At 72.4% G+C, this 26,177-nt stretch carries 25 protein-coding genes and 1 tRNA gene; 9 read left to right on the top strand and 17 right to left on the bottom strand.

Annotated elements, in window-relative coordinates; all coding sequences use genetic code 11:
- Nucleotides 1–78: 78 nt before the first annotated feature.
- From EPO13_02905 to EPO13_02930, 6 genes are all read right to left on the bottom strand, one after another.
- Nucleotides 79–858, bottom strand: coding sequence for a hypothetical protein (locus EPO13_02905; GenBank protein TAK69954.1), 780 nt, complete (start codon nt 856–858; stop codon nt 79–81).
- Nucleotides 859–933: 75 nt separating this feature from the next.
- A complete protein-coding gene (locus tag EPO13_02910; protein TAK69955.1) occupies nt 934–1,227 on the bottom strand; it encodes a DUF3263 domain-containing protein in 294 nt (97 codons plus the stop codon).
- 176 nt (nt 1,228–1,403) lie between these two features.
- Nucleotides 1,404–2,195, bottom strand: a complete 792-nt coding sequence (locus EPO13_02915; GenBank protein ID TAK69956.1) for a two pore domain potassium channel family protein — start codon at nt 2,193–2,195, stop codon at nt 1,404–1,406.
- Between the two features lie 20 nt (nt 2,196–2,215).
- Entirely contained in the window at nt 2,216–2,941 is a 726-nt protein-coding gene (locus tag EPO13_02920) for a CPBP family intramembrane metalloprotease (protein ID TAK69957.1), read from the bottom strand.
- A 117-nt stretch (nt 2,942–3,058) separates the two neighbouring features.
- On the bottom strand, nt 3,059–4,165 hold the full coding sequence (locus EPO13_02925; protein TAK70426.1) for an ionic transporter y4hA: 1,107 nt from the start codon (nt 4,163–4,165) through the stop codon (nt 3,059–3,061).
- A 55-nt stretch (nt 4,166–4,220) separates the two neighbouring features.
- A tRNA-Thr gene (locus EPO13_02930) sits at nt 4,221–4,296 on the bottom strand.
- Nucleotides 4,297–4,371: 75 nt separating this feature from the next.
- On the opposite strand from EPO13_02930, the gene EPO13_02935 reads away from it, so the two are divergent.
- The 3 genes from EPO13_02935 (at nt 4,372) to EPO13_02945 (ending at nt 9,904) form a co-directional block, all read left to right on the top strand.
- Complete coding sequence (locus EPO13_02935) at nt 4,372–5,934, top strand: trehalose-6-phosphate synthase (protein TAK69958.1); 1,563 nt, start codon at nt 4,372–4,374, stop codon at nt 5,932–5,934.
- Nucleotides 5,931–8,519, top strand: a complete 2,589-nt coding sequence (gene otsB, locus EPO13_02940) for a trehalose-phosphatase (protein TAK69959.1) — start codon at nt 5,931–5,933, stop codon at nt 8,517–8,519. Before EPO13_02935 ends, otsB begins: the two co-directional genes overlap by 4 nt.
- Nucleotides 8,520–8,713: 194 nt before the next feature.
- Nucleotides 8,714–9,904 carry a cation:proton antiporter gene (locus EPO13_02945; GenBank protein TAK69960.1) on the top strand — a complete coding sequence of 397 codons (1,191 nt, stop codon included), beginning with the start codon at nt 8,714–8,716 and terminating at the stop codon, nt 9,902–9,904.
- 525 nt (nt 9,905–10,429) lie between these two features.
- On the opposite strand, the gene rlmB is transcribed toward EPO13_02945, so the two are convergent.
- From rlmB to EPO13_02975, 6 genes are all read right to left on the bottom strand, one after another.
- The gene (gene rlmB / locus EPO13_02950; protein ID TAK69961.1) at nt 10,430–11,446 is read right to left on the bottom strand and encodes a 23S rRNA (guanosine(2251)-2'-O)-methyltransferase RlmB; all 1,017 of its coding nucleotides are present in this window, start codon (nt 11,444–11,446) and stop codon (nt 10,430–10,432) included.
- Complete coding sequence (locus tag EPO13_02955; GenBank protein TAK69962.1) at nt 11,446–12,921, bottom strand: cysteine--tRNA ligase; 1,476 nt, start codon at nt 12,919–12,921, stop codon at nt 11,446–11,448. The genes rlmB and EPO13_02955 overlap by 1 nt, the downstream gene beginning before the upstream one ends.
- Nucleotides 12,922–12,931: 10 nt before the next feature.
- Nucleotides 12,932–13,441 (bottom strand): 2-C-methyl-D-erythritol 2,4-cyclodiphosphate synthase, encoded by a 510-nt coding sequence (locus tag EPO13_02960; GenBank protein ID TAK70427.1) that lies wholly within the window; start codon nt 13,439–13,441, stop codon nt 12,932–12,934.
- Nucleotides 13,442–13,490: 49 nt separating this feature from the next.
- Nucleotides 13,491–14,306 (bottom strand): 2-C-methyl-D-erythritol 4-phosphate cytidylyltransferase, encoded by an 816-nt coding sequence (locus EPO13_02965; GenBank protein TAK69963.1) that lies wholly within the window; start codon nt 14,304–14,306, stop codon nt 13,491–13,493.
- On the bottom strand, nt 14,303–15,505 hold the full coding sequence (locus tag EPO13_02970; GenBank protein ID TAK69964.1) for a TRAM domain-containing protein: 1,203 nt from the start codon (nt 15,503–15,505) through the stop codon (nt 14,303–14,305). Before EPO13_02970 ends, EPO13_02965 begins: the two co-directional genes overlap by 4 nt.
- 88 nt (nt 15,506–15,593) lie before the next feature.
- A complete protein-coding gene (locus tag EPO13_02975) occupies nt 15,594–16,076 on the bottom strand; it encodes a CarD family transcriptional regulator (protein ID TAK69965.1) in 483 nt (160 codons plus the stop codon).
- A gap of 252 nt (nt 16,077–16,328) precedes the next feature.
- Here EPO13_02975 and EPO13_02980 point away from each other — a divergent pair, with 252 nt between their 5' ends.
- On the top strand, nt 16,329–16,940 hold the full coding sequence (locus EPO13_02980; protein ID TAK69966.1) for a hypothetical protein: 612 nt from the start codon (nt 16,329–16,331) through the stop codon (nt 16,938–16,940).
- An 84-nt stretch (nt 16,941–17,024) separates the two neighbouring features.
- Here the strand turns inward: EPO13_02980 and EPO13_02985 are convergent, their stop codons facing one another.
- Nucleotides 17,025–17,705 carry a response regulator transcription factor gene (locus EPO13_02985; protein ID TAK69967.1) on the bottom strand — a complete coding sequence of 227 codons (681 nt, stop codon included), beginning with the start codon at nt 17,703–17,705 and terminating at the stop codon, nt 17,025–17,027.
- On the bottom strand, nt 17,702–19,237 hold the full coding sequence (locus EPO13_02990) for a two-component sensor histidine kinase (protein TAK69968.1): 1,536 nt from the start codon (nt 19,235–19,237) through the stop codon (nt 17,702–17,704). The genes EPO13_02985 and EPO13_02990 overlap by 4 nt, the downstream gene beginning before the upstream one ends.
- Before the next feature lie 187 nt (nt 19,238–19,424).
- Between EPO13_02990 and phoU the strand changes: the two genes are divergently transcribed.
- From phoU to EPO13_03010, 4 genes are all read left to right on the top strand, one after another.
- The gene (gene phoU / locus EPO13_02995) at nt 19,425–20,084 is read left to right on the top strand and encodes a phosphate signaling complex protein PhoU (GenBank protein TAK69969.1); all 660 of its coding nucleotides are present in this window, start codon (nt 19,425–19,427) and stop codon (nt 20,082–20,084) included.
- A 153-nt stretch (nt 20,085–20,237) separates the two neighbouring features.
- Nucleotides 20,238–21,539 carry a D-inositol-3-phosphate glycosyltransferase gene (gene mshA / locus EPO13_03000; GenBank protein TAK70428.1) on the top strand — a complete coding sequence of 434 codons (1,302 nt, stop codon included), beginning with the start codon at nt 20,238–20,240 and terminating at the stop codon, nt 21,537–21,539.
- Nucleotides 21,536–22,063 (top strand): YbjN domain-containing protein, encoded by a 528-nt coding sequence (locus EPO13_03005; GenBank protein TAK69970.1) that lies wholly within the window; start codon nt 21,536–21,538, stop codon nt 22,061–22,063. The genes mshA and EPO13_03005 overlap by 4 nt, the downstream gene beginning before the upstream one ends.
- Before the next feature lie 43 nt (nt 22,064–22,106).
- A complete protein-coding gene (locus EPO13_03010; GenBank protein ID TAK69971.1) occupies nt 22,107–22,865 on the top strand; it encodes a phosphoglyceromutase in 759 nt (252 codons plus the stop codon).
- A gap of 15 nt (nt 22,866–22,880) precedes the next feature.
- Here the strand turns inward: EPO13_03010 and EPO13_03015 are convergent, their stop codons facing one another.
- The 3 genes from EPO13_03015 to EPO13_03025 form a co-directional block, all read right to left on the bottom strand.
- Entirely contained in the window at nt 22,881–23,750 is an 870-nt protein-coding gene (locus EPO13_03015; GenBank protein TAK70429.1) for a class I SAM-dependent methyltransferase, read from the bottom strand.
- 107 nt (nt 23,751–23,857) lie between these two features.
- Nucleotides 23,858–24,148 carry a DUF2516 family protein gene (locus EPO13_03020; GenBank protein ID TAK69972.1) on the bottom strand — a complete coding sequence of 97 codons (291 nt, stop codon included), beginning with the start codon at nt 24,146–24,148 and terminating at the stop codon, nt 23,858–23,860.
- Between the two features lie 67 nt (nt 24,149–24,215).
- Nucleotides 24,216–24,779: an aerial mycelium formation protein gene (locus EPO13_03025; GenBank protein ID TAK69973.1), complete on the bottom strand. Its 564-nt coding sequence runs from the start codon at nt 24,777–24,779 to the stop codon at nt 24,216–24,218.
- A 274-nt stretch (nt 24,780–25,053) separates the two neighbouring features.
- Here EPO13_03025 and EPO13_03030 point away from each other — a divergent pair, with 274 nt between their 5' ends.
- Entirely contained in the window at nt 25,054–26,169 is a 1,116-nt protein-coding gene (locus EPO13_03030; GenBank protein ID TAK69974.1) for a hypothetical protein, read from the top strand.
- The last annotated feature ends 8 nt before the right edge of the window (nt 26,170–26,177 follow it).

Genomic DNA, 26,177 nt, shown 5'->3' on the forward strand with positions numbered 1-26,177 from the left:
CCGGTCGACAGGACCCCGGCTGGGCAGGAACCGGGCGGGCGGGCCGGAAGCCAGCTGCGCGGGAAACCGGCTGGGCGACTAGCGCTTGCGGTAGTCCGGGCCGAGCACCAGCACGATCCGGCCGGCGGTCGCCGACGACGCCGGGCTCGCCGTGGGATAGCCCCTGCCCAGGTCGCGTTGCAGCGTCTGGGTCGCCGCGTCGTGGCCGACCGCAAGGACCTTCGTGGCCCCCACCACGGGCCGCTGGTTGCCCACCTCGATCACCTTCCAGCCGGCCCGTCGGAGCTGGGCCGCGACAGCGGCGGCCAGGCCGGTGGTGTGCGTCCCGTTGCGCACCACGACCGGCACGGAGCGGTCGGGGCCGGTCTCGGCAAGCCCGGGGGCGGCCGGTGGCGTCCCCGTGCCCGGCGCCGTCGATGCGGTCGGCGAGGCCGTCGGCGTGGCGCCGGACGGTACGGCGGTCGGGGTGGCCGCGGTACCGGCGGGCACCGAACTGCCGGCGGGAGCGCGCGCGGTCAGCGCCGACTGGTCGGCGGCCGTCCGCAGCTCCCGCCGTACCGGGACGTCGCGCCAGGCCACCGTCAACGCCGAGGCCGCAGCGGCCAGCAGGACGATCACCAGTACGAGCTGCAGCGCCGGGCTCGCGCCGCGGCGCGCCCGGACCGGATGCGAGATGACGACGGTCGGCCGGGCAGGGGCACCGGGAGCACCGGTGGACAGCGGGCCCGGTACGCCGTCAGGTCCGGCAGCGGCGGCATCCGCCGACCAGGACCCGGCCGGCGGGGCGTCCGTCGGCGTGGCATCAGGCAGCACGATGGCCGGCTGCGACTGGTGCGGCGACCGCTGTGGGGCCTTCACGCGGCGATCATCCCAGGTCCGGCGCGTGATCGGGGCTGGGACGATCGGACCGTCGTGGGCCGTCTATCGGTCCGGCTACAGGTCGATGCCGAGGCGTCGCGCCGACCGGGCCCGCTGGCGCGCTGCGCGCATCCGGCGCAACCGCTTGACCAGCATGGGGTCGAAGGCCAGCGCGGCCGGATCGTCGATGAGGGCGTTCAGGAGCTGGTAGTAGCGCGTGGCGCTCATGTCGAACAGCTCCCGGATCGCCTGCTCCTTGGCACCGGCGTACTTCCACCACTGCCGCTCGAACTCGAGGATCGCGCGCTCGCGCGCACCCAGTCCCTCGTCCGCGCCGACGGCGTCGACGGAGGATCGGGCGGCGTCCATGCGGTCTCCAGCTCGTCGTCGTACCGGTGATCGGTCGAACCTGTGATCGTGCTCGTGCCCTGGTCGTGACCGTCCCGCTCGATCACAGTGCGCCGGTCGGTCACGTCGTGCGCCGCCCGGCGGGAGCGTCGCTCAGCCAGGCGTCGAGCGCATGCTAGAGCCGAATGCCACCGCTGTCATTCACCCTCGCCGGTCCCCAGCCGGCCCGGCCGGGCAGCCAGCGCCTCCAGCCGGGCGGCCACCGCCTCCAGCCGGGCGATGGCGTCGGCCACCGGCAGCTCGTCGCGCTCGCCGTCCGTCACGCCGCCGGCCTGCGGCCCGCCGGACTCGACCATGCCGGCACGGCGGCTGCGCCGGTCCAGGAACCGCTGCGAGAGCGTGGCGGTGACGATCGACAGCAGCGCGACGCCGTTGAAGAACAGGGCGACGGCAACCGCGCGGCCGAAGAACGTGATCGGGTAGTAGTCGCCGTACCCGACGGTGGGAATCGTCACCAGTGCCCACCACAACGCATTGCCGAACGTCGTGATGTTGGCGCCGGGCGCGTTGCGCTCGGCGACCAGCACGAGCACCGCGGCGAAGAACACCACGAGCGTCGTGAGATACACCGCCACGAACTGGACCCGTTGCGCGAACCGTGCCGGCGCATCCCGGGTGAGGATCTTGAACGCCCGGCCGAGCAGCAGGATCCGCAGCGCCGGGATGATCAGGGCGATCAGTGCCAACGGATTGCGCCGGATGTAGCCGAGCCGGTCGTCGGTCAGCAGCAACGACAGGCCGTAGTCGAGGAAGAACCCCAGCCAACACAGCAGCAGCAGGCTGCGCGCGGAGGCGCTGTCTCCGCCGCTGTCCAGCAGCAGGACCAGACCGACGCAGAACAACACCGCGAGCAGGAACATCGGGTACTGGCTGTGGCGCTCGTACGCCCGGAACCACCGGGCCCGCCGCTGCGGCTGCTGCCGGGTCACGCCGTCAGGATGGCCGACGATCACTGCTGGCGACGGGAGGCGTGCCGGGCGAAGACGTAACCCCAGCCGTTGAGCGCCCAGTGCAGTGCCATCGGCGGGAACAGGCTGCCGATGAGCTGCCGGAGCAGGCAGAACACGACTCCGAACGCGCCGGTGCCCAGCACGGACAGGCCCACGGCGACGACGTTGCCCCGGCGCCCCTGGCCGGCAACGTTGCCCAGCGCCGCGTTCGACTCGTGGCTACCCAGCGACGGCAGGATGTGCCACAGGCCGAACAGGATCGAGCACCACGCGATCGCCCATGGCACGCCGGACCGCGAGACGAGCATGGCGTACAGCACGCCGCGGAACGCGACCTCCTCGAACAGCACGGTGCCGAACGGCAGTTCGACCAGGGCGTTCCAGATCGCCCGGCGGGTCGACATCGCCGCGATACGCCGGTCGGCGAAGGCCCGCTGGGTACGCCGCCACGCGAAGCCGACGGCATACACCACGAGCACGATCCCGATGAGCACGGCCGACCAGATGAGGCCCGCCGGCCAGGTCGACGGCGCAAGGCCGAGGTCGCCCAGTGTCGCGCCGTCGAGCAGGCCGATGGCGAGCACCACCACGGAGCCGCCCAGGCACCAGAACAGGTAGAGCTGCGGCATCTGATGCGATGCGACGTTGACCAGCAGCATCATCACCAGCACGGCGCCGATGGCCACGAGGCCCAGGTCCAGGAAGCCGGTCACCTCCGCCGTCAAGACCGGCCTCCCTCACTCCCCGGGCCGGCGGTGCCCAGCCGCCGGTGCCCAGCGCGCTCGCATCCTAGGTTCCCTGGCGCAACTCGCCCACCGCGCCGCAGCGCCGACCGCTGCGGGTCAGGGATTGACCGACAGGAACAGGAAGGCTGCCAGCAGGACCAGGTGGACGCCGCCGTGCAGCCGGGTGGCGCGTCCCGGCACGACGGTGAGGATGGTGACGACGACGGTCATCGCAAGCAGGACCAGCTGGGTGGGACCCAGGCCGAGGAACAGCGTGCCGTCCAGCCAGATCGAGGCGACGGCGATCGCCGGGATGGTCAGCCCGATGCTGGCCATCGCCGATCCGAATCCGAGGTTGAGGCTGATCTGCACCCGGTTGCGCGACGCGGCCTGCACCGCGGCGATGGTCTCCGGCAGCAGCACCACCAGCGCGATCACCACGCCGACGAACGATGCGGGGAAGCCGACCGCCGCCACCCCGGCCTCCAACGCCGGCGACTCGACCTTGGCCAGCCCGATCACGGCCACCAGCGCGATCAGCAGCAGACCGAGACTGGTCCACGCCGCGCGGGTCGTCGGCGGCTCGGCGTGATCGTCGCTCTGCTCGTGCGGTGGTCCGGCGTCGGTGCCCTCGACGCCGACCGGGAGGAAGAAGTCGCGGTGCCGGCCCGTCTGCGTCACCACGAAGAGCGCGTACAGCACGAGCGAGGCCATGGCCGCGAACGTCAGCTGGCTGGCGGTGAACTGCGGACCGGGCGCGCCGGAGGTGAACGTCGGGACGACCAGCGTGAGCGTCGCCAGCGACGCCACGGTGGCGACGGCGGCACCGGTGCCTTCGGCGTTGAACAGCGCCACGCCGTACCGCAGCGAACCGACCAGCAAGGACAGGCCGACGATGCCGTTCATCGTGATCATCACGGCGGCGAAGACGGTGTCGCGCGCCAGCGTCTGGGCCTGGTCGCCGCCGGACACCATCAGCGTCACCACGAGCGCGACCTCGATGACGGTGACCGCCACGGCCAGGATGAGCGACCCCATCGGCTCGCCGACCCGCAGCGCGACGACCTCGGCGTGGTAAACCGCGGCGAGCACCGCGGCCACCAGGACGACCGCGACAACGGCCACCAGTGCCACGGGCAGCTCGCGACCCCAGGTGAGGATCAGCGTCAGGGCACCAACAGCCGGTACGGCGACGGCCCAGGGCGCTCGTCGTACCGCCGACATTGCGCCCGCGACCACCGGGCCACCCTAGGTGGTGACGACGGGCCCGGACCGGATCTGGAGCTCCGGCTCGGATTCGAACCGAGGACCTTCCGCTTACAAGGCGGGCGCTCTGCCAGCTGAGCTACCGGAGCGGCGGGGCCGAGGGTAACAGGGCAGGAGACGGCCGCCGTGGGACCCGGCAGGTGCGGTCCCGGGCCGCAGTGGGCATGAACCCGGGTGGCGGCAGACGCCGCCCCGTCCGTCACACCGGCCTCTACGGTGGGGCGATGACCGGCGCAGGCAGTGAAGGGACACCGATGGGCCAGTCAGCCAACGACGTCGTCGTGGTGGCCAACCGCCTGCCTGTCGACGCCACGGCGGGTCCCGACGGGAGCACCCACTGGGAGCAGTCGCCCGGCGGCCTGGTCACCGCGCTGGATCCGTTGCTGCGGGAGCGGCCGGTCACCTGGATCGGCTGGAGCGGGCGGTTCGCCGACGACGCGGCCGACGCGGTGCCGTTGCCCGACCGCGTCGGATCCTGCGACCTGGTGGAGGTGCCGCTGACTCGCAGCCAGGTCGAGGACTACTACGAAGGGTTCTGCAACGCCACCATCTGGCCGCTCTACCACGACGCGATCGTCGCGCCGGTGTACCACCGGCGTACCTGGGAGGCCTACCAGCAGGTCAACCGCGTCTTCGCCGACGCGGTAGCGGCCGTCGCCGCACCAGGCGCCACCGTCTGGGTCCACGACTACCAGCTGCAGCTGGTCCCACAGTTCGTGCGGCAGGTGCGGCCGGACGTCACCATCGGATTCTTCCTGCACATCCCCTTCCCGCCGCACGAACTGTTCGCGCAACTGCCGTGGCGCCGGCAGATCATCGAGGGCATGCTCGGAGCGGACCTCGTCGGCTTCCACCGGCCAGAAGGCGTGCTGAACTTCCTCGTTCTGGCACACCGGCTCTGCGGCCTGTCGCCGGAGTCCGGCTCGGTCCAGGTCCGCGGACTGGACGACAACCGGACGGTGCGCGTCGGGGCCTTCCCGATCAGTATCGACTCGCGCAGCCTCGACTCGCTGGCCCGCGACCCGCAGGTCCGCGAAAAGGCCCGCCTGTTGCGGCACGACCTGGGCAACCCCGGCACGATCCTGCTCGGGGTCGACCGGCTGGACTACACCAAGGGAATCGACGTACGGCTCAAGGCTTTTGCCGAGTTGCTCGACGACGGCGACCTCGATCCGACCGACGTCACCCTGGTCCAGGTCGCCACGCCGAGCCGGGAGGGCGTCGAGGAGTACCAGCGGATCCGGCAGGAGATCGAACTGGTCGTGGGCCGCGCCCTGGGCGATCACGGCGCGATCGGCTCGGTCCCCGTGCGGTACCTGCACCAGTCGATGCCGCGCGAGGAACTGGTCGCGTTCTACGTCGCCGCGGACATCATGCTCGTCACGCCGCTGCGGGACGGCATGAACCTGGTATGCAAGGAGTACGTGGCCTGCCGAACCGACGAGGACGGCGCGCTGGTGCTGAGCGAATTCACCGGCGCTTCCGCAGAACTGTCCGAGGCGTACCTGGTGAATCCGTACGATGCCGAGGGGGTCAAGCGCGCGATCCTGGACGCGGTCCATGCGCCGCAGGAGGACCGGATGCGGCGGATGCGATCCATGCGCGCCACCGTGTTCGACAACGACGTCGAACGTTGGGGCACCTCGTTCCTGGAGGCGCTGCGACGGGCCGGGCACAACCGATACGAGACAGTCGACTCACGTACGGCAGCGGAGATCAACGAATGACGATCCATCCTTCGGATGTGACCACCCCCGGCGGCCCGGAACAGGGGCCCGAACCTCTCGACAGTGAACTGCGACAAGCACTACGGCAACTGGCCCGGACTCCGCACCTGCTGGTGTGCTGCGACTACGACGGCACGCTGGCGCCGATCGTGCCCAATCCCACCGACGCCCGGCCGCTGCCGGAGTCGATCACGGCGTTGCGGAACCTCGCGGCGATGCCGTCGACGACCGCGGCGGTCATCTCCGGCCGGTCGTTGCGTGACCTCGCGGCGCTCAGCCGGCTGCCGGGCGAGGTCCACCTGGTGGGCAGTCATGGCTCGGAGTTCGACATCGGCTACGTGACGGCGATGGACGACGACAACGCCGCCCTGCTGCGCCGGGTAGACCAGTCGCTGGCCGAACTGACCGACGGGGTACCGGGGGTCAGTCTGGAGCGCAAGCCGGCGAGTATCGCGGTGCACGTGCGCCGGGCGGACCCCGACGCGGCGGCCACCGTCCTGCGGGCCCTCGACGAGGGCCCGGTGACCTGGCCCGGCGTCCATGTGACCAAGGGCAAGGAAGTCGTCGAACTCGCCGTGGTCGAGACCAACAAGGGCTCCGCGGTCGACATCCTGCGCCATCGGACCGGCGCGACGGCGGCGATCTTCGTCGGCGACGACGCGACCGACGAGCGCGCCTTCGCCCGGCTGCACGGGCCGGACATCTCGGTCAAGGTCGGCCCGGGAGACAGCCTGGCGCAGTACCGGATCGCCGATCCGCACGACGTGGCGCGACTGCTGGCGATGATGGTCGAGGAACGGCTGTCGTGGCTCACCGGCGTCGACGCCGTCCCGATCGAACGCTTGTCGCTGCTGGCCGACGGCGCCTCGGTGGCCCTGGTCACGCCGCATGGCGCGATCAGCTGGCTGTGTCACCCCGACCCCGACAGCCCCGCCGTCTTCGCCCACCTGCTGGGCGGGGAGGCAGCCGGCCACTTCTCGGTGCATCCGGTCCGGCAGGCGATGCCGCTGGCGCAGGCGTACGTCGCGGACACCTGGACGCTGCGCACCCGCTGGCCCGGCCTGGACGTCCTGGACTACCTGGAGGTGCAACCGCCCAACGACGGCACCCGCCGCCACGCCCGGCTGGTCCGCGTCCTGCAGGGAACCGCGCGCGCCCGCGTGGTGTTCGCGCCCCGGCCCGAGTTCGGCGGCGTCCCGGTACGGCTGCAGCCGGGTCCCGACGGGGTGGTCGTGGTCGGCTCCGCGGAGCCGATGGTGCTGCACGCTCCGGGACTCGACTGGGAGGTCCACCGCGACGGCATGCATGACACGGCCGTGGCGACGGTGGACCCCGGCGCGGGATCCGTCGTCCTGGAACTGCGGCTGGGCACGGACGACCTGAGTGACCGCACCGAACCCGAGCCCGAGCGCCGCGCACGCACCGAGTCGTACTGGCGGTCCTGGGTGAGCGGGCTCCGCCTGCCGGCGACCCGGCGGGCGGCCGTGGTCCGGTCGGCACTGACGCTCAAGGCGTTGTGCTACCAGCCGACCGGCGCAGTCCTGGCTGCCGCGACCGCGTCGTTGCCAGAACAGATCGGCGGCATCCGCAACTGGGACTACCGCTACTGCTGGCCGCGAGATGCGTCGATGAGCGTCGAAGCCCTCGTGCAGTTGGGCAGCACCGCGGAAGCCGACGCCTTCCTCGACTGGCTGGCCGGCGTGCTGGAGACCGTGGGCCGGCCCGAGCAGCTACACCCGCTGTACACCATCTTCGGCCGGACCCTCGGCGCCGAGGCCGTCGTGGACACCCTGCCGGGATACGCCGGCAGCCGGCCGGTCCGGGTGTCCAACGCCGCCCAGGGCCAGCTGCAGCTGGACGTCTTCGGCCCGGTGGCGAGCCTGCTCGCCGTGCTCGCCGACGAACGTGGAGCGGTCAGCGACCGGGATTGGCTACTGGCGCAGGAGTTGGTGGCCGCGGTCGAGGCGCGGTGGTACGAACCCGATCACGGCATCTGGGAGATCCGTGACGTCCCCCGGCACCACGTGCACAGCCGGGTGATGTGCTGGCAGACAGTCGATCGCGGCCTGACGCTGGCAGCTGCGCGTGGCGTCGACCGGCCGGACTGGAAGCAACTGCGGGACCGCATCGCGGAGAACCTGTTCCTGCACGGCACCGACCCGCAGACCGGCGCCTTCGGCACCGCCTTCGAAAGCCGCGACGCGGACGCCGCGACGCTGGCGGTAATCCTGTCCGGGATGCTCGACGGGTCCGACCCCCGCGCCCAGGCGACGGTCGCCCACGTCGAGTCGGAGTTGCGCCGCGGACCCACCGTGCACCGCTACCTGTTCGACGACGGACTGCCCGGCCACGAAGGCGGGATGCACATCTGCACCGGGTGGCTGATCGAGGCGTACCTGGCCGTAGGCCGCCACGAGGACGCCGAGCAACTGTTCGAGGCGATGCTGGCGACGGCGGGCCCGACCGGGCTGCTGCCGGAGCAGTACGACGGCGTACGCGGCCGGTCACTGGGCAACCACCCGCAGGCCTACTCCCACCTGTCGGTGATCCGGGCCGCACTGCTGTTCGACGCCATCGCCCGCTGACCCGGCCACCGAACGTTGCGGCGTTCCGCGCCACCGCCGACGGTTTCGCTTTGCGCGCCGAAGTGTCGCTATGAGGCGGCGAAGCGGCCGAGATAGCGACCACAAGGCGCGCAACACTGGACCGACACTGGGCGCTGACGTACGGCTGAAGCGGACCGGCCGTACGGCGGGGCGACGATCGCTACAGTCCGCGGATGGAGCTCGACCAGGACCTCACCTCGGTCTTCGTCGTCGCGCTCATCGCCGCGGTCACCCCACTGCTCGTGGGGTTCTTCCGGCTCAGAGTCGCCGAAGTAGTCCTGCTCCTGGCGTTGGGGGCACTGGCTGGTCCCAGCGCCCTCGACCTGATCGAGATCACCGACGCGGTGACCTTGCTGCAGAACCTGGGGCTCGGCTTCCTGTTCTTCGTGGCCGGGTACGAACTCGACCCGCGGCTGGCACGCGACCGCGAGGGGCTGCTCGGCGGCCTGGGGTGGCTGGCCTCCCTCGTCCTCGCCGGCGTCACCGCCGTCGTCCTCACCGCGACTGGGGTCGTGTCGGACTCGGTCGGCGTCGCCATCGCCTTGACCAGCACCGCACTCGGGACGCTGCTGCCCATGCTGCGCGACCGCGGCCTGACCCGGACGCCGTTCGGTCGTTACTTCATGGGCGCCGGCGCGGCCGGCGAGTTCGGCCCCATCCTCGCCATCTCGATCTTCCTCGGCAGCCGCAGCTCGGAGGGCTCGCTCATCGTGCTCGCCCTGTTCGGCGTGCTGGCCGTGGCCATCGCGATCGTGCCCCGTCGGATGGTCGGCGAACGGCTGCGCGCGATCCTGGAACTGGGCCGTGAGACCAGCTCGCAGACTCCGGTTCGCTGGACCATCCTCCTGCTCGTCGGGCTGCTCGCGTTGTCCGACAGGTTCGGCCTCGACGTGGTCCTCGGCGCCTTCGTCGCCGGCGCCATCCTCAAACTCTGGACGCCCGCCGAGAGCGAAGGATTGGACCGCAAGGTCGAAGGTATTGCCTTCGGCTTCTTCATCCCGCTGTTCTTCGTGGTGTCCGGTGCCGCCCTCGACCTGGCCAGCATCGCCGAGAATCCGTTGCGGCTGCTGCTGTTCTTCGTCCTGCTGCTGGTGGTGCGCGGTGCGCCGCAGCTGCTGGTGTACCGCCGCGACATGCCGCTGCTGATCGAGCGAGTGCGATTCTCGCTGTACGTCGCCACCGGGCTGCCCATCATCGTGGCGGTCACCGGACTGGGCGTGGCCGCCGGGGTGATGCTGCCGGAGAACGCCGCCGCGCTGGTCGGTGCCGGCGCGTTGTCCGTCCTGGTCTTCCCGCTGGTGGCCGACCTGCTGCCGGGACGGGGACTCGATCCTGCCACCCGGCCGCTGCCGGCGCGGGACTGATCGCCGACACATCCGGGTCGCCGTACGTCGGGGTCCGGCGACATACGTCAGTCCCGGCGGTGCCGTACGTCGGGTCCGGTGTTGTCGTACGTCGGGTCCGGTGCTGTCGTACGTCGGGTCCGGTGTTGCGGTGCCGTACGGCCGGTCCGGCGTCGCCGTACGTCGGGTCCGGTGTTGCCGTACGTCGGGCCCGGTGTTGCGCGCCTTGTCGTCGCTATCTCGGCCGATTCGCCGCCCGATAGCGACGCTATGGCGCGCAAAGCCGAGGGGTTTGGGCCCGTCCCCGCCGATAGCGACGCCACGGCGCGCGCAGCGAGAAACTCCGAGTCGCCGTGCGTCGCGTCGCTGTTGCGCGCCTTCTGGTTGCTAACCCTCCGATTCGCCGCCTGATAGCGACAGTACGGCGCGCAAAGCCGGCCGCCGGGGTAGTAGTAAGCCGGCCGCCGGGGTAGTAGTAAGCCGGTCGCCCGGGTAGTAGCCGGCCGGGTAGTAGTGGTAGCCCGCCGGGTACTGGCCGGCCGGGGGTTAGTCGCGGTGGGGGGCTGCGTCGGTACGGCGGGCGCGGGCGACCTCGTGCAGCGCGATCCCGGCAGCGACCGAGGCATTGAGCGACTCGGTGGCCGCCGTCATCGGAATCGACGCGAGCAGGTCACAGGTCTGCGCCACCAGGCGCGACAGTCCCGCGCCCTCGCTGCCGACGACCAGCACGACCGGGCCGGCCAACACCTCACGGTCCAGGTCGTCCCAGCTGCTGGCTCCCCCAGCAGCCAGTCCGACAACGGTGAAACCGCTGCGCTGCAACGAGACCAGCGCTCGCGTGAGGTTGACGACGCGGGCGACCGGGACGCGCGCCGCGGCGCCGGCGGAGGTCTTCCACGCCGCCGCGCTGACACCGGCGGCCCGCCGCGCCGGTACGACGACGCCGTGCGCACCGAACGCTGCCGCCGAACGGATCACCGCGCCGAGGTTGCGCGGATCGGTCACCGCGTCGAGCGCGACGAGCAGCGGTTCCTGCCGGGCCGAGCCTGCCCCGGCGAGCAGGTCGTCGAGGTCGGCGTACGAGTACGGCGGTACCCGCAGCGCCAGGCCCTGGTGCACCGCCCGGCCGGCGATCCGGTCCAGCTCGGACCTGCCGACCTCCAGGAGCGCGATGCCGCGGTCGGCGGCCGCCGCCAACGATTCGCGGATCCGGTCGTCGGTGTCGACGTACTGCTGGACATACAACGTCGTGGCCGGCACCTGCGCCCGCAACGCCTCCACGACGGCGTTGCGTCCGACGACGAGTTCCGGCCCGTCCTTGGCGGGGCGGGCCGGCGCGGTCGCGCTGCCCGGCGCGCGAGCGGGCCGTCCGGACCCGGAACCGGCGCGCTGGTCGGCGGCGCGAGCCCGCCGGGCGGCGGGATGCTTCTCGCGCTCGGTCGCCTTGGGCGTCGGGCCCTTCGGCTCCAGGCCGCGACGGCGCTGGCCGCCCGAACCGACGACCTGGCCCTTCTTGGTGCCGGCCTTGCGCATCGCTCCCTTGCGCTGGGAGTTCCCGGCCATCAGCCCTCCCCGGCCAGCGTCCAGCGCGAACCACCCGGCGCGTCCTCCACGGTGACACCGGCCTCGTGCAGCCGGTCGCGAATCAGGTCGGCGGTCGCGAAGTCCTTGCGCGCCCGGGCATCAGCGCGCTGCTCGAGGACCAGGTCGACCAGCACGTCCAACGCGCGGTGGGTACGCGCGTCGTCGCCGCGGCCGGACCCGGCCGGCCCCGGATCGATCCCGAGGACCGCCGCCATCGCAGTTACCTCGGCGACCGTGGAGTGCAGCGTGACGCGGTCGCCGGCGTCCAGCGCCGCGTTGCCCCGGCGTACCGTCTCGTGCAGCACCGCCAGCGCCTGCGGGACGGCGAGGTCGTCGTCCAGTGCAGCGTCGAACGCCGCCGGCCGGCCGTGACCGCCCGATGCCGGGGCGGCCGAGTCACCCAGTGCTCTCGCGGCCGAGTCATCCAGCGCGGCCGAGCCGCCCACCGCAGTGGCGGCCGAGTCGCCCAGCGCGGCGGTGCCGCGCCGCAGGAAGCCTTCCAGCCGCCGGTAGCCGGCCGCCGCCTCCTCCAGCGCGTCGACGGAGAACTCCAGCAGCGACCGGTAGTGCGCGCTGGCCAGGTAGTAGCGCAACTCCACCGGGCGGACCCGCTCGAGCAGCGTCGACAGCGCCAGGGTGTTGCCCAGCGACTTGCTCATCTTCTCGCCCGCCTGTGTCAGCCAGGCCGCGTGCAGCCAGTACCGGGCGAAACCGTCACCGACCGAGCACGACTGCGCGAGTTCGTTCTCGTGGTGGGGGAAGACCAGATCCAGGCCGCCGCCGTGGATGTCGAACACCGGGCCCAGGTACGTCGTGGCCATCGCCGAGCACTCCAGATGCCAGCCGGGCCGGCCCGGCCCCCAGGGCGTCGGCCAGGACGGCTCGCCCGGCTTGGCGCCCTTCCACAGCGCGAAGTCGCGAGGGTCACGCTTGCGGGATTCGTGCGGAGAGTCCGCGGCCGGATGCATGTCGTCCGGTCGTTGGCCGGACAGCGCGCCGTACTGCGGGAAGGACCGGACGTCGAAGTAGACGTCGCCGCCGACCGGGTACGCCGCACCGGCTGCGATGAGGCGCTCGATGAGGTCGACCATCTGGGTCACGTGGCCGGTGGCGCGCGGCTCGACCGTCGGCGGCAGGCAGCCGAGCAGGTCGTGCGCTGCGGCGAACGCCCGTTCGTACTGCGCGGCCACCGCCCACCACGGCCGGCCCTGCGCCGCGCCCCGCGCCAGGATCTTGTCGTCGATGTCGGTCACGTTGCGGCACAGCACCACGTCGTACCCGCTGGCGATCAGCCACCGCCGCAGGACGTCGAAGACGACGCCGGTGCGCAGGTGGCCGATGTGCGGAGCTGCCTGCACCGTGGGCCCGCAGACGTACATCGTGACGGTCGGTGGCGCGATCGGGGTGAACACGCGGACCGCGCGTGCGGCGGTGTCGTACAGGCGCAGGCTCACGGCGGGGAGCCTAACCGGCGGCAGGCACGATCAATGCCGTCGCGACGGCGGCCAGCCCCTCGCCCCGGCCGGTCAGCCCCAGCCCGTCGCTGGTCGTGCCTGCGACGCGCACCGGCGCGCCACAGGCATCCGACAACGCCGCCTGCGCCGCGTCGCGGCGAGCGGCGACGCGGGGGCGGACTCCGATCACCTGGACCGCGACGTTGCCGATCCGCCAGCCGGCCTCACGAACCAGCCGGGCGGCCTCGGCCAGCAGGACGACACCGGCGGCGTCGGCCCACCGCGGATCGGTGGTGCCGAACACCGAGCCGAGGTCTCCCAGGCCGGCGGCGGATAGCAACGCGTCGCAGGCCGCGTGCGCGGCGACGTCACCGTCGGAGTGCCCGGCCAGACCCGGCTCACCCGGCCACAGCAGCCCGGCCACCCACAGCGGCCGGTCCGCGGCGAAGGCGTGGACGTCGACTCCGACGCCGACCGCCGGCAACGCGGCCGGCAATTCCGCCGGCGACCAGGCCGGCACATCGGCCGGCCGGTCAGACCCGGTCTCGGCCGACGGCTCGGCCGGCAGCTCAGCCGACAACGCCGGCCGCCCGTCGACGGGCCAGGACGGCCTCGGCGAGCACGAGGTCGAGCGGCCGGGTCACTTTGAACGCGTCGGCGTGGCCGGCGATCACCAGCACGGTCCCCCCGTTGCGCTCGACAAGACCGGCATCGTCGGTATCGGCAACGGCGTCGGCGGTGGTCGCGGCATGGGCGGCCTGCAGCACCGCCCGGCGGAAGCCCTGCGGCGTCTGGACGGCCCGCAGCGCCGCCCGGACCGGCGTGGCCACGACGCGGCCGGCCCCGTCGACCTCCTTGATGGTGTCGGTCACCGCCAGACCGGGCACGACGGCCGGCGCGCCGTCGCGGACCGCCGCGGCGACCTGGTCGACCAGTTCCACCGGGGCCAGCGGCCGGGCAGCGTCGTGGACGAGGACCACGTCGACGTCGGCGGGCAATGCCAGCAGTGCGCGGCCGACCGACGATTGCCGGTCGTCCCCACCGGGGACGACCTCGACGTGCGTGGCGCTACCCGCGCCTACCCCGTGGTCGGCCAACAGGACCGCGACCGCCTCGACATCGTCACGAGGCGCGGCAACGACGATGAGATCCACCGACCGCGCCGCCGCCAGCAGCCGGACCGCGTGGACCAGCATCGGGACGCCCCCCAGCGGCCGCAGCGCCTTGGGGGTTCCCGGGCCGAGGCGCTCACCGCGGCCGGCCGCCGGGACCACAGCCGCGGTACGACCCTCCCGGCCGGCCGTGCGCGGGCCGGCGGGGCTCACGTCTCCCGCGCCCCGGTCTCCTGCGCTCACGCCCCCGGCGCCCACGTCCCCGGCGCTCATGGCCCCGGCTCGTGCGTTGTCGGGCCGGCCGGCCCCGGCTCGTGCGTTGTCGGCCTCGGCCCGGGAGTCGCCGGGCCCGCCGCCGGGCCCGCTTCGTGACCGGCGTACGGCGCGGCAGCCGGGCGGGCGAACACCATCCGGCCGTTCGCGGTGGTCAGCACGCTGGTCACCGTCACGTTCGCCTCCCCACCGACCAGGGACCGGCCGCCTTCCACGACGACCATCGTGCCGTCGTCGAGGTACGCCACGCCCTGCCCGGCCTCCCGACCCGGCCTGCTCACCACGACCACCACCTCGTCGCCGACCACGACCGGCGGGCGCAGCGACACCGCCAGCCGATGCAGGTTCAGCACGTGCGCGCCGGCCAGCGCGGCGACCTTCGCCAGGTTGGTATCGAAGGTCAGCAGCGCGGCGTCGCGGTCCAGGCAGATCCGGACCAGCTTGCCGTCGACCTCGGCCACGCCTGGCGCCTCGTCGGGGATGATCCGCAGCTCGACTCCCGGCTCGTGCCGCAACGTCTCCAGGACGTCCAGTCCGCGCCGGCCCTTGCTGCGCCGCAACGGATCCGCCGAGTCCGCCATCGCCTGCAACTCGCCCAGCACCGGGCGGGGGACCAGCAGCAGGCCCTGCGCGAAACCTGCCCGAACCACGTCGATGATCCGGCCGTCGACCGCCACCGACGTGTCCAGGATCCGAGGCAAGGTCGCCGGCGAACGCTGTGGAGTCACCATCCCGGCGCGGGGTCCGACGGTCCCGAGCACGGCTTCGCGTCGGTTGCGGCCCACCCGGAAACCGAAGATCGCGCCGACCAGGACCAGCAGGACGAACAGCGGCAGCATCAGTTTGGCGTCGCCCACCAGGAACAGCGGCCAGGCCACGATCGCCACGAGGGCAGCGCCGCCGACCGCGCCGACGCCGCCGGCGACCACCTGCTCCGCCGATAGCCTCGACAGCGCGCGCTCGCCTTCGTCGATCGCCTGCAGTACGGCTCGGGCCAGCACCCCGCCGAGCGAATAGCCGAGGCCCGCGCCGACGATGCCGCCCAGCCAGATGCCGTTGAACGGTCCCAGCACCGGGTCGTCGACCTCGCCACCGAGCGCCTGGCCGATCTCGAGCCCCAGCCCCGCGCCGAAGATGACGATGAGAATCCGCAACGCCTCCACCGCGACGCTCGGCACCCGCGTCAGCCGGGGATTCACCGCCGAACCCAGCCCTGCGGCCGCCCCGACGCGACTGACGCCCGGCCGCTGCAGCGGGCCGGGCGTCGGTCGGATGTACCGAGGTCGGTCAGGACGCGAGAACCTCGTCGAGGATGGCCTCGGCCTTGTCTTCGTTGGTCTTCTCGGCGAGCGCGAGTTCGCTGACCAGAATCTGCCGGGCCTTGGCGAGCATCCGCTTCTCTCCCGCGGACAGCCCCCGCTCCCGCTCGCGACGCCACAGGTCGCGTACCACCTCGGCCACCTTGATCACGTCACCGGACGCCAGCTTCTCGAGGTTGGCCTTGTAGCGGCGTGACCAGTTCGTGGGCTCTTCGGTGTAGGGCTGGCGAAGTACCTCGAAAACTCGGTCGAGACCTTCAGCGTTCACGACGTCCCGGACACCGACCAGATCGACGTTGTCGGCGGGGACCCGAACCGTCAGGTCACCTTGGGCGACCCGCAGGACCAGATACTCCTTGTCGATCCCCTTGACCTGCCGGAGTTCGATCGCCTCGATGAGGGCGGCACCGTGGTGCGGGTAGACGACCGTGTCCCCAACCTTGAACGTCATCAACCCAATCCCCTTTCGGCGAAACCCGAGGTTATCACGATTAGCCGACATCGCCGCGGGAAAGCAGCCGGTCCCAGACGGCCACCGGCCCGGCGGAGGCCGCCGCCCGGGCTGCGCTAGGCGGCGGCGCGAGCCGGCCGCCACGGGCCACCCCCGCCGGGATCGGCCCGCTACGCTGACGCGGGCGCGGGGCCGTCCCAGCGGACCAGCCGATCGCCACGATCACCGCCGTACGAACCGAGGAGTGCCGCCGTGACCTGCACCCCCGCTGCCAACCCCGGCACGCGGTCCCTCCGGACCCGGGTACGCCGCGGCGTCGTCTGCGCCGTCGCCGTCGTGGCGCTGGTGCCCGCGCTGGCCGGCTGCTGGCAGGGCTTCAACGCGGCGACCAACAACGTCGGTACCGGCGGCAACGGCGTCGAGGCCACGTCCGGCCCGGTCTCGATCTCCGCGGCGACCATCGTGCTGGGACCGGAGCGCAGCGGCTCGGCGACGTTGACCGGCACGCTGATCAACGCCGGGCCGGGCGGCGACGCGCTGGTCGGTGCGCGGCTCGGGGACACCCCGGGCTGGATCTCCGGGCAGGGACCGCTCGAACTGCCGCCGCGGACTCCGATCCAGCTCGGCCACAACAGCAACGTCTACGTGAACTTCTACGACGTCGACCTCGAACCGTCGACGTACGTCGAACTCACGTTGCTGTTCCGGGCCGCCGGAGCACTCAAACTGCAGGTGCTCACCGTGCCCCCCACAGGCCAGTACAGCTCCATCGCGCCGGTGCCCGTGCGGTCCCCCGCGGCCGTGTCGTCGCCGGCGGCGGTCACGTCGTCCGCCAGACCGACACCGGCTGCGGCCCGCAGCTGACCCCCGGCGTACCGGCGTCGCTCATCGCCGGCACCGCATCGCTGGCACCTCCTCGCCGGGCACGGGTGCCGCGCACCGGCGTACTCACGGTTCGAGCTTGTATCCCAGGCCGCGGACGGTGACCAGATGGCGCGGCCGCGCCGGATCGGTCTCCACCTTGGCGCGCAACCGCTTCACGTGGACATCTAACGTCTTCGTGTCACCGACGTAGTCCGAACCCCAGACGCGGTCGATGAGCTGACCGCGGGTCAGTACCCGGCCGGTGTTGCGCAGGAACAGTTCCAGCAGGTCGAACTCCTTGAGCGGCAGGCTGGTCGTCGTCCCGCGCACGGTGACGACGTGCCGCTCGACATCCATGCGCACCGGACCCGCCTCCAGGACACCGGAGACCACCTCCTCCGGCTCACCGCGGCGACGCATCACCGCACGGATCCGCGCCACCAGTTCGCGCGACGAGAAGGGCTTGGTGACGTAGTCGTCCGCGCCCAGTTCGAGGCCGACGACCTTGTCGATCTCGCCGTCCTTGGCTGTCACCATGATGATCGGCACGCTGGAGCGCTGCCGCAGCGTCCGGCAGACCTCGGTGCCGGGCAGGCCCGGCAACATCAGGTCCAGCAGCACCAGATCGGCACCGTGCCGGTCGAACTCCGCCAGCGCCGCGGTACCCGTCGTCGCGACGCCTACTTCGAATCCCTCCTTGCGCAGCATGAACGACAGCGCATCGCTGAAGGACTCCTCGTCCTCCACGACCAGGACTCGCGTCACGAGACGACCTCTCCGTCGGGCAGGCGGCTCGCCGCCGTGCCGGGCCTGGACCGCCTGCTACGGGGCGGGTCGAGCGGTTGCGGCGAGCCGGCGGTTCGCGCCGATGCCGCCGGCACAGCCGGAACGTCAGCCGTCATACCGTGCGCCACAGCCGATTCCGCCGGTTCGGTCAGCCCGGCAGGCCCGGGCGACCCCGTCGCCGCAGCCGGCACAGCGGGCAGCCGCAGCGTGAAGGTCGAGCCCTCGCCCTCGACGGACCACACCACCACGTCGCCGCCGTGGCTGGAACACACGTGCTTGACGATCGACAGGCCGAGGCCGGTGCCCCCGGTGACGCGAGAACGTGCCGGATCGATCCGGTAGAAGCGCTCGAAGATGCGGTCCACCTCGCCGGCCGGGATTCCCATGCCCTGGTCCTTGACCGCGATCTCTACTCTCCCCCGAGCGACGCGCGATGCGACTGCCACCCGAGTTCCGCTGGGAGAGTAGGCGACTGCGTTGGACAGCAGGTTCCGTAACGCCATCACCAGTTGCGCCTCGACCCCGTCGACCTGGATGCCCCGCTCGCCACCCACCACGATCTCGATCTGCTTGGCGTCGGCGATCATCCGCGTGGTGTCGACCGCCTCGGCGATCACGAGATCGACGTCGACCAATGCCGCGTGCGACAACGGGTCGTCGCCCTGCAACCGTGACAGGTCGATCAGGTCGTTGACGAGATTGGACAGCCGCTGCGACTCGACCTGCATCCGGGTGGCGAACCGCCGTACCGCCTGCGGCTCGTCGCCGGCGGTCAGCACGGCCTCGGCCAGCAGGGTCAGCGCGCCGACCGGCGTCTTCAGCTCGTGGCTGACGTTGGCGACGAAGTCCCGCCGTACGGCGTCGACCCGGCGCTCCTCGGTGAGGTCCTGGACGAGCAGCACGGTCAGTTCCCGGCTCAGCGGCGCCGCCCGCACGCGCAGTTCCAGCAGCCCGCGCCGCAGCGGTACCCGCCGTACCGTCGTCTCGACGTCCTTGACCTCCTGCGACCGGCGGGCCGCCGCCGCGACGGTCAGCAGCTCGTCGTGCACCACCCGGCCACGTCGCACCAGACCCATGTGCTCGGCCCGTGCTGAGCACAGCGCGACCCGGTCGTCGGACTCGAGCACGATCGATGCCTCCGGCAGGACCGTCAGCAGCATCGCCAGCTCGTCGGAGAAGGACTGGCGTACGCCGGTCGTCAGGGGCCCAGCCGGGGGGTGCCCAGCCGTCGCGTGCCCGGCGGCGGAACTCCCGGCCGTGGCCGGATCGGCCGTGCGCGGGTCGACGCTGGCCTCGTCAGGGCCGCTCGGTTCGGCCGACACCGACGATTGCCGAACCGCGGCGGTCGTCCCGGTGGGCCCCGCCGGTGGCGGGGGTGTCGGCGCGACGTCGGAGGAGCCGGCCGACGGGGCCGCGGCCGACGACCGGTGGCGGCTCACGAGCGCGGTCACCGTCGCCCCGGCCGCCACCCCGGCACCGGAGGCGAGCACCGCCAGCAGGCCCGCGTCCACCGGGTCAGGATAGGAGCGTCCCGCCCCCGTGTTCTGCCACGGCGCAGGGGCCGCGAAGCCGGTTGGTCCAAGGTTCACTTTCGCGGTCCGAGGTTCATCCCATCGTCGCTCCACGTTCACCGTCGGCCGAGGCGGCTGCGCACAACCCGGCCTACGCTGACCGCACACGGTCGATCAGGAGGGTCAGATGCGCGAGTCGTACCACGAGCAGCTCGACGCGATCAGTGACGAGCTGGTCCAGATGACCCGGCTCGTCGGTTCGGCGATGAACCGCGCGACGCAATCCCTGCTCGATGCCGATCTGCAGCTGGCCGAGAGCGTGATCGTCGGTGACGACGCCGTCGACGCCCTCACCAGCGAACTGGACGAGAAGTGTTTCCAGATCGCCGCGCTGCAGCAGCCGGTGGCCACCGACCTGCGGATTGTCATGAGCGGCTTCCGGATGGCCTCGTCGCTGGAACGCATGGGCGACCTCGCCGCCCACGTGGCCAAGCAGGCCCGGCTGCGCTATCCCAAGCCGGCCGTCCCGCAGGAGCTGCGGGCGACCTTCGCGCAGATGGGTGCGCTCGCCGAGGCGATCGTGTCCAAGACCGGCTCGGTCATCGCCACCAAGGACCTGCAGCTGGCGGCCGACATCAACCGTCACGACGACGACATGGACCACCTGCACCGTGAGCTGTTCCAGATCGTGCTGTCCCCCTCGTGGTCGCACGGGGTGGAGGAGGCGATCGACGTGACGCTGCTGTCGCGGTACTACGAGCGCTACGCCGACCACGCCGTGACCGTGGCGCGGCGCGTCGTCCACATCGTCACCGGTGAGCCGTACGCGATCATCGCCGTCGACTGACCGCGCCGCGGTGCCGTGTGGCACCGCAATCGGCCGGCCATCCGGATCGGGCCGGATGATTGCCGGCGCGGGCACTGGGGGACAATCGCTGCGGCGACCTCGCGCGGCCCGTCCGGCCGGCATCGCACGGTCTGTCGCCGAGGAGGTCCGGTGGTGCGGCTGCTCGCGGTTCCGCGGCCTACGCCGCGCCGGGTCGCCGTCCTCTCGGTCCACACGTCGCCGCTCGACCAGCCCGGCACGGGCGACGCCGGCGGGATGAACGTCTACGTCGTGGAAACCGCGCGGCGGCTGGCGGCCGCCGGCGTCGAGGTCGAGATCTTCACCCGGGCGACGTCCTCGCAGATCCCTCCCCAGGTCCAGCTGGCCGACGGGGTGACCGTCCGCACGCTCACCGCCGGACCGTACGAAGGCATGCCCAAAGAGGACCTGCCCGGTCAGCTGTGCGCGATGACGTCTGCCGTGCTGCGCGCCGCGGCGCGCAAGCCCGAGGGGTGGTACGACCTCGTCCACTCCCACTACTGGCTGTCCGGGCAGGTCGGTTGGCTGGTGTCGGAGCGGTGGCACACCCCGCTGGTCCACTCGATGCACACGATGGCCCGGGTCAAGAACGCCCAGCTGGCCGACGGCGACAGCCCGGAGCCGGCGATCCGCGTGGTCGGTGAACAACACGTCGTCGATGCCGCGGATCGCTTGGTGGCCAACACCTCCGACGAGGCCGACCAGTTCATCTCGTTGTACGGCGCCGACCCGGATCGGGTGGATGTCGTCCACCCCGGTGTCGACCTCGAGACCTTCGTCCCCGGTTCCCGCGCGGCAGCCCGACGGCGGGTCGGTCTCGAGCCGGACGCGGACGTCCTGCTGTTCGTCGGGCGGCTGCAGGCGCTCAAGGCCCCCGACATCCTGGTCCGCGCTGCGGCGCAGCTGGTCGAGCGCGAGCCGTGGCGGCGGCAGCGGCTGCGCGTGCTGATCTGCGGCGGGCCTTCCGGTACCGGGTCCGGCGAACCGGGACGCTTGCGCGCGCTCGCGGCACACCTCGGCGTGGCCGACCTGGTCCGCCACGTCCCCCCGCTGCCGCGCGACGCGCTGGTGGACCTCTACCGGGCTGCCGACGTCATGGTCGTGCCGTCGCACTCGGAGTCGTTCGGCCTGGTCGCACTGGAGGCGCAGGCCTGCGGCGTACCGGTCGTGGCCGCTGCGGTGGGCGGCCTGCGGACCGCGATCGCCGACGGCCGCTCCGGCGTACTCGTCGACGGTCACGACCCGCGCGATTTCGCAGCGGCCGTGGCCGGGATCCTCGCCGACCCGGCGCGCCGGGCGCGCCTGGCCGCCGGTGCCCGGCTGCACGCGGAGAACTTCGGCTGGTCGGCGACCGCGGCCGGGCTGCTCGACAGCTACGCCACGGCGCTGGCCGGCCGGCTGGACTTCTCCGCCGACTTGGCGGCAGGAGACCGTTGACGACGCCCGCGGCTGCCGCCGCGACCGTGCGGGGTTACCTGCGCGACCAGGAGCTGCGCTTCGACGAGGACGCTCCTGGCGCGTTCGTCGTCGAACTTCCCGGGGAACGCAAGCTGATCACCGCGCTCGCGCTGACCATCGGCCGGCACGCCATGACCAGCAACGCCTTCGTGGTGCGCCGTCCGGACGAGAATCACGAGGCGGTCTACCGCTGGCTGCTGGAGCGCAATCGCCGCACCTACGCCGTGGCGTTCGCCCTCGACCACCACGGCGACGTGTACCTCGCCGGGCGTACCCCGCTGGCAGCCGTCACCGCCGACGAGTTGGACCGAGTGCTCGGCGCCGTACTGGAGTACGCCGACGGATCGTTCAACCCGTTGCTGGAGATGGGCTTCGCCACCGCCATCCGGCGTGAGTGGGCCTGGCGGACCAGCCGTGGCGAATCCACCGCGAACCTGCAGGCCTTCACCCACCTCGCCGGCGACGCGGCGCCCAGGGCTGGGGTCGCACCGCAGGACGATTGACCACGGCCGACCGGGGCCCGTGCCGGCTGGCAGGATGCGCGCCATGAGTGACGCGCCGTACACCCTCGTGCTGCTCCGCCACGGCGAGAGCGAGTGGAACGCCAAGAACCTGTTCACCGGCTGGGTGGATGTCGACCTGAACTCCCGCGGCGAGGCGGAAGCGGCCCGCGGCGGCGCGCTGCTGGCCAGCTCCGGGCTGCGGCCGGATATCGTGCACACCTCGGTCCTGACCCGGGCCATCCGGACCTCGATCATCGCCCTGGAGGCCGCGGACCGGCTGTGGATCCCGGTGCGCCGGTCGTGGCGGCTGAACGAACGCCACTACGGCGCGTTGCAGGGCAAGGACAAGAAGCAGACGCTGGCGCAGTTCGGCGAGGAGCAGTTCATGCTCTGGCGCCGCTCGTACGACACCCCGCCGCCGCCGATCGACCCGGACGACGAGTGGGCGCAGACCGCGGACGCGCGTTACGCCGAACTCCCGCCGGAACTGTTGCCGGCCACCGAATGTCTCGCCGACGTCGTGTCCCGGATGCTCCCGTACTGGTACGACGCCGTCGTCCCCGACCTGCGCACCGGCCGCACCGTCCTGGTCACCGCGCACGGCAACTCGTTGCGCGCCTTGGTCAAACACCTCGACTCGATCTCCGACGACGACATCGCCGGGCTCAACATCCCGACCGGTATCCCGCTGGTGTACGAACTGGACACGAACCTGCGCCCGGTCACCGCCGGCGGCCGCTACCTGGACCCGGATGCCGCGGCGACCGCTGCCGCGGCGGTCGCCGCGCAGGGCAAGCGCTAGCCGCAGCAGCGGCCGTCAGCCGGGCTGCGACGGCCGGCTCGCCGGCGCCACGACCGACCACGGGACGGTCAGCTCGCCCAGCCGCCACCGACCCGGGCCGTCGAGCACGCTGATCCCTTGGGCACGAACGGCAGTGATCGTGGCGAGCCACCGCTGCCGTTGGCCGAAAGACCGCTGCGGAGCCGACGCATCCCAGGCATGGTCGAGCCGGGCGAGCAGGTCGTGCACCGACTCGCCCGGCACGTTGTGGTGGATCAACGCCTTCGGCAGCCGCTCGGCCAGCTCCCCAGGGCGGCTCAGCGTCCGCAGCTGCGCCGCCAGCGTCAGGGTCCGCGGGACCACCTGCCCGCCGGGCCCGCGCGGGTCGGCGGCGTACACCGTCACCCAGGCGCCGCGGCGGCCGGTCTCGTCACACGTGCCTTCGACCAGGATTCCTTCGGGGTCCAGCCGATCGACCAGCCCGCGCCAGGCTGCGGTGACCCGGTCTTCGTCGTACTGCCGCAACACGTTCAAGGCCCGCACGGCCAGCGGCGCCTCGCCGACCGGCAACTCGAACCCGCCGTGCACGAACTGCAGCGAGCCATCCGGGGGAGCACCGGCAGTACGGCGAGCGGCCAGCTGACGACCCGCCGCGACGCGGGCCGGGTCGAGTTCGACTCCGGTCACCCGCAGCTGCGGTCCGAGACCGGTACGCAGCCGGTCGAACAACTCGACGGTGGTGACGGCGGTCGCGCCGTACCCGACGTCCACCACGAGCCGTGCCTCGGTACGGCGCAGCAGCGGCGCCAACCGCGCGATCAGGTACCGGTCCACGCGCCGCAACCGGTTCGGAGCGGTCGTGCCCCGCGTCGGCTCTCCCCAGGGCCGCGGCCGGCCGCGGGTCACCACGGACCGCGCCGGGCTTCACGTTGGGCCGCACCGGCGGTCGGCGTCAGGTGTCGTACCTCGCCGCAGCGACGCGTCACCGTCGACCGCGGCTCACCGCGGTCGCCTCACCAACGGCGCTGGGTGACGTCGATGAGCTTGGGCCGCACCTCGAAGAGGTACACCAGCGCGATCACGACTCCCGCTATGCCGAGGATGCCCAGCGTCAGCTGTGGCAGCAGCCCGGTCAGCGCCGTGATCCCGGTCAACACCAGCCACAACGCCTTGGTCTGCCGACCAGCGGCGGGGAAGGCGTCGTCGCGGCGGCGGACGCAGTCGACGAACGCCCACAGCTTGATCACCAAGAAGACGGCCCACAGGACCCAGGTGACGATCGTCGTCGTCGCGCTGAACAGCATCGAGCCAACCTACGGGATCACCCGCACCGCGCCGCGACGGTGCGACCGAAGCGGTGAACGCGCCGCGTCAGCCGCTCGGCGGCCGCTGCCCGGACAGCAGCGTGTCGACGCTCGCCGAGCCGTCCCGGTAGCGCCGGGTCAACTCGGCCGACAACGCGTCGACCACCGTCTGGACGGCGTGCCGGTTGGTCGACACGTCCCGCTCGTGGCGGCGCAGCCGAGCCAGCGCCGACTGGAGCTCGGCATCGCTGCGATGGGTGACGTCGGAGATGAGCGGATCGGCCACGACCGCCTCGGCGGCGCGGCGGTGCTCGTCGACCCGCGACGGTTCCACGCTCAGATGCCGCCCGAGTCCGCGGGTCGAGCGCTGGTCGTCGGCGAGCACGTCAGCGAGGTGCTCGGCCACGGCGGCCTCGGCGGCGACCGGATCGCGGTGCCGCAGCTCCGCGGTGACGATGTCGATCCGGCCGTGCAACAGGCGGCGCAGGTAGGACAGGTCCGCCTCTTCCTGCTCGGCCTCCCGCCGACGCGTCCGCAGGTCGGCCAGCTCCAGGTCGGCGAGGCCGGCGACGAAACCGGGGTCGAGCACGCGGTCGATGCGACGGCGGCCGCCGGCGTACGGCGTCGTCATCGCGGCGCCCTCGCGAACCGCGTCGGTGTCACCGGGACGTCCTTCCCACCGTGGGGCGCAGCTGGCCGCGCGCCGCTGCGGCGAGGGTAGTCCAGCCGTGCGCGGCGTTGCCCGCCGACGCCGGTGGCCGTTCGCCTGACCCGTTCCGGTGACAGTGCCTCAACGCCCCGGCGCCGGCCGCCGATGCACACAGGACCGCCCGACCGAGGTCACTGCGGCGACCGTCGCGAAGTCGTTGCACCACCGCGCCGTCCCTCTCGACTGGAGCCCGCCGATGACCGTCGTCGACGCCGTGCCTGACGTCGCCGGGCTCGTGCGGGCACTGGGCGGCCAGCGCTGGACCGGGTGCGTGGTGCTGATCGACGACGAGCGGGACGAGAGCCGGTTGTGGCTGCAGTCCGGCCGGGTCGTCGCGCTCGAGCGGCCAGGTCGCCGGATGGCGCTGGGTACCCGGCTGCAGGCTGCCGGCTCGCTGAGTCCACAGGCGCTGGCGGACGCCCGCGAACTGCAGCGCACGACCCACCCCGAGCTGCCCGTCGACGAGATCCTGTTCCGGACGGGGCTGATCGGCAGTACGGCGCTGGCCGACGCGGCTGCGGACCTGGTCGCGGAGTCGCTGGCCGAGCTGCTGGTCGCGCCGTACCGACGTCACGAACTCCGCGACGGCGAGCCGCCGGGGTCGGCCGCGGCGCTACTCGACGGCGGCCTGGACCTCGAGGCCATCCTCGACACCGCCGCAGCCCGCCGGGACCGGCTTGTCGCAGCCCTGCGGCCGCTGGGCGGCCCGGACGCCACCCCGGTCCTGGCCAGCCAGGAACTCGTCGACGACGACGTCGTGCTGGGCCCGGCCGAGTGGGCACTGCTGTGCAAGGTCGACGCGGTGCGCACCGTCGTCGACCTTGCCGACGCCTGCGGGTTCACCGTCGCCGAAGCCGGTGAGGTCGTCGGCGGCCTGGTGACCGCGGGCCTGCTGGACCTGCGGGAGGGGTCGGGCCTGCCGGACTGGCTCGGTGCGCAGCACGATGTCCCGCAGCCCTTCTCCGAGGTCGTCCCGCAACGGGTGTCCGATGAACCGGTGCCCAGCGAGGCGGCCGGCAGTGACGGCGCCGCAGCCGGGGTCGCCCCAGCGGACGTCGATACAGCGGACGTCGATACGGCGGACGTCGATACGGCGGAGGTTGACACCGCAGACGCTGCCGCCGTGGACACCGCGACGCTGCCGGTGCCGCAGCGAGAGATGGCCGACACCGCGGCCCTGCTGCGGGAACTGTCCAGCCTCGGCGGGCTCGGCGACGAGCCGACCCGGCCACCGTCGGCGGCACCGGGCGCACAGCCACCGCAGTCACCGGTCGACCGGCGACGCAAGCGCGGCCTGTTCGGCGGCCACTGAGGCCAGCC

The sequence above is a fragment of the Actinomycetota bacterium genome (assembly GCA_004297305.1).
Classification (GTDB): domain Bacteria; phylum Actinomycetota; class Actinomycetes; order S36-B12; family FW305-bin1; genus FW305-bin1.

Coding starts and splice junctions, on each gene's coding strand:
- EPO13_02910 (TAK69955.1), bottom strand. CDS start 1,227: ATGGACGCCGCCCGATCCTCCGTCGACGCCGTCGGCGCGGACGAGGGA.
- EPO13_02925 (TAK70426.1), bottom strand. CDS start 4,165: ATGTCGGCGGTACGACGAGCGCCCTGGGCCGTCGCCGTACCGGCTGTT.
- EPO13_02935 (TAK69958.1), top strand. CDS start 4,372: ATGAACCCGGGTGGCGGCAGACGCCGCCCCGTCCGTCACACCGGCCTC.
- otsB (TAK69959.1), top strand. CDS start 5,931: ATGACGATCCATCCTTCGGATGTGACCACCCCCGGCGGCCCGGAACAG.
- EPO13_02945 (TAK69960.1), top strand. CDS start 8,714: ATGGAGCTCGACCAGGACCTCACCTCGGTCTTCGTCGTCGCGCTCATC.
- rlmB (TAK69961.1), bottom strand. CDS start 11,446: ATGGCCGGGAACTCCCAGCGCAAGGGAGCGATGCGCAAGGCCGGCACC.
- EPO13_02965 (TAK69963.1), bottom strand. CDS start 14,306: ATGAGCGCCGGGGACGTGGGCGCCGGGGGCGTGAGCGCAGGAGACCGG.
- EPO13_02975 (TAK69965.1), bottom strand. CDS start 16,076: ATGACGTTCAAGGTTGGGGACACGGTCGTCTACCCGCACCACGGTGCC.
- phoU (TAK69969.1), top strand. CDS start 19,425: ATGCGCGAGTCGTACCACGAGCAGCTCGACGCGATCAGTGACGAGCTG.
- EPO13_03010 (TAK69971.1), top strand. CDS start 22,107: ATGAGTGACGCGCCGTACACCCTCGTGCTGCTCCGCCACGGCGAGAGC.
- EPO13_03020 (TAK69972.1), bottom strand. CDS start 24,148: ATGCTGTTCAGCGCGACGACGACGATCGTCACCTGGGTCCTGTGGGCC.
- EPO13_03025 (TAK69973.1), bottom strand. CDS start 24,779: ATGACGACGCCGTACGCCGGCGGCCGCCGTCGCATCGACCGCGTGCTC.
- EPO13_03030 (TAK69974.1), top strand. CDS start 25,054: ATGACCGTCGTCGACGCCGTGCCTGACGTCGCCGGGCTCGTGCGGGCA.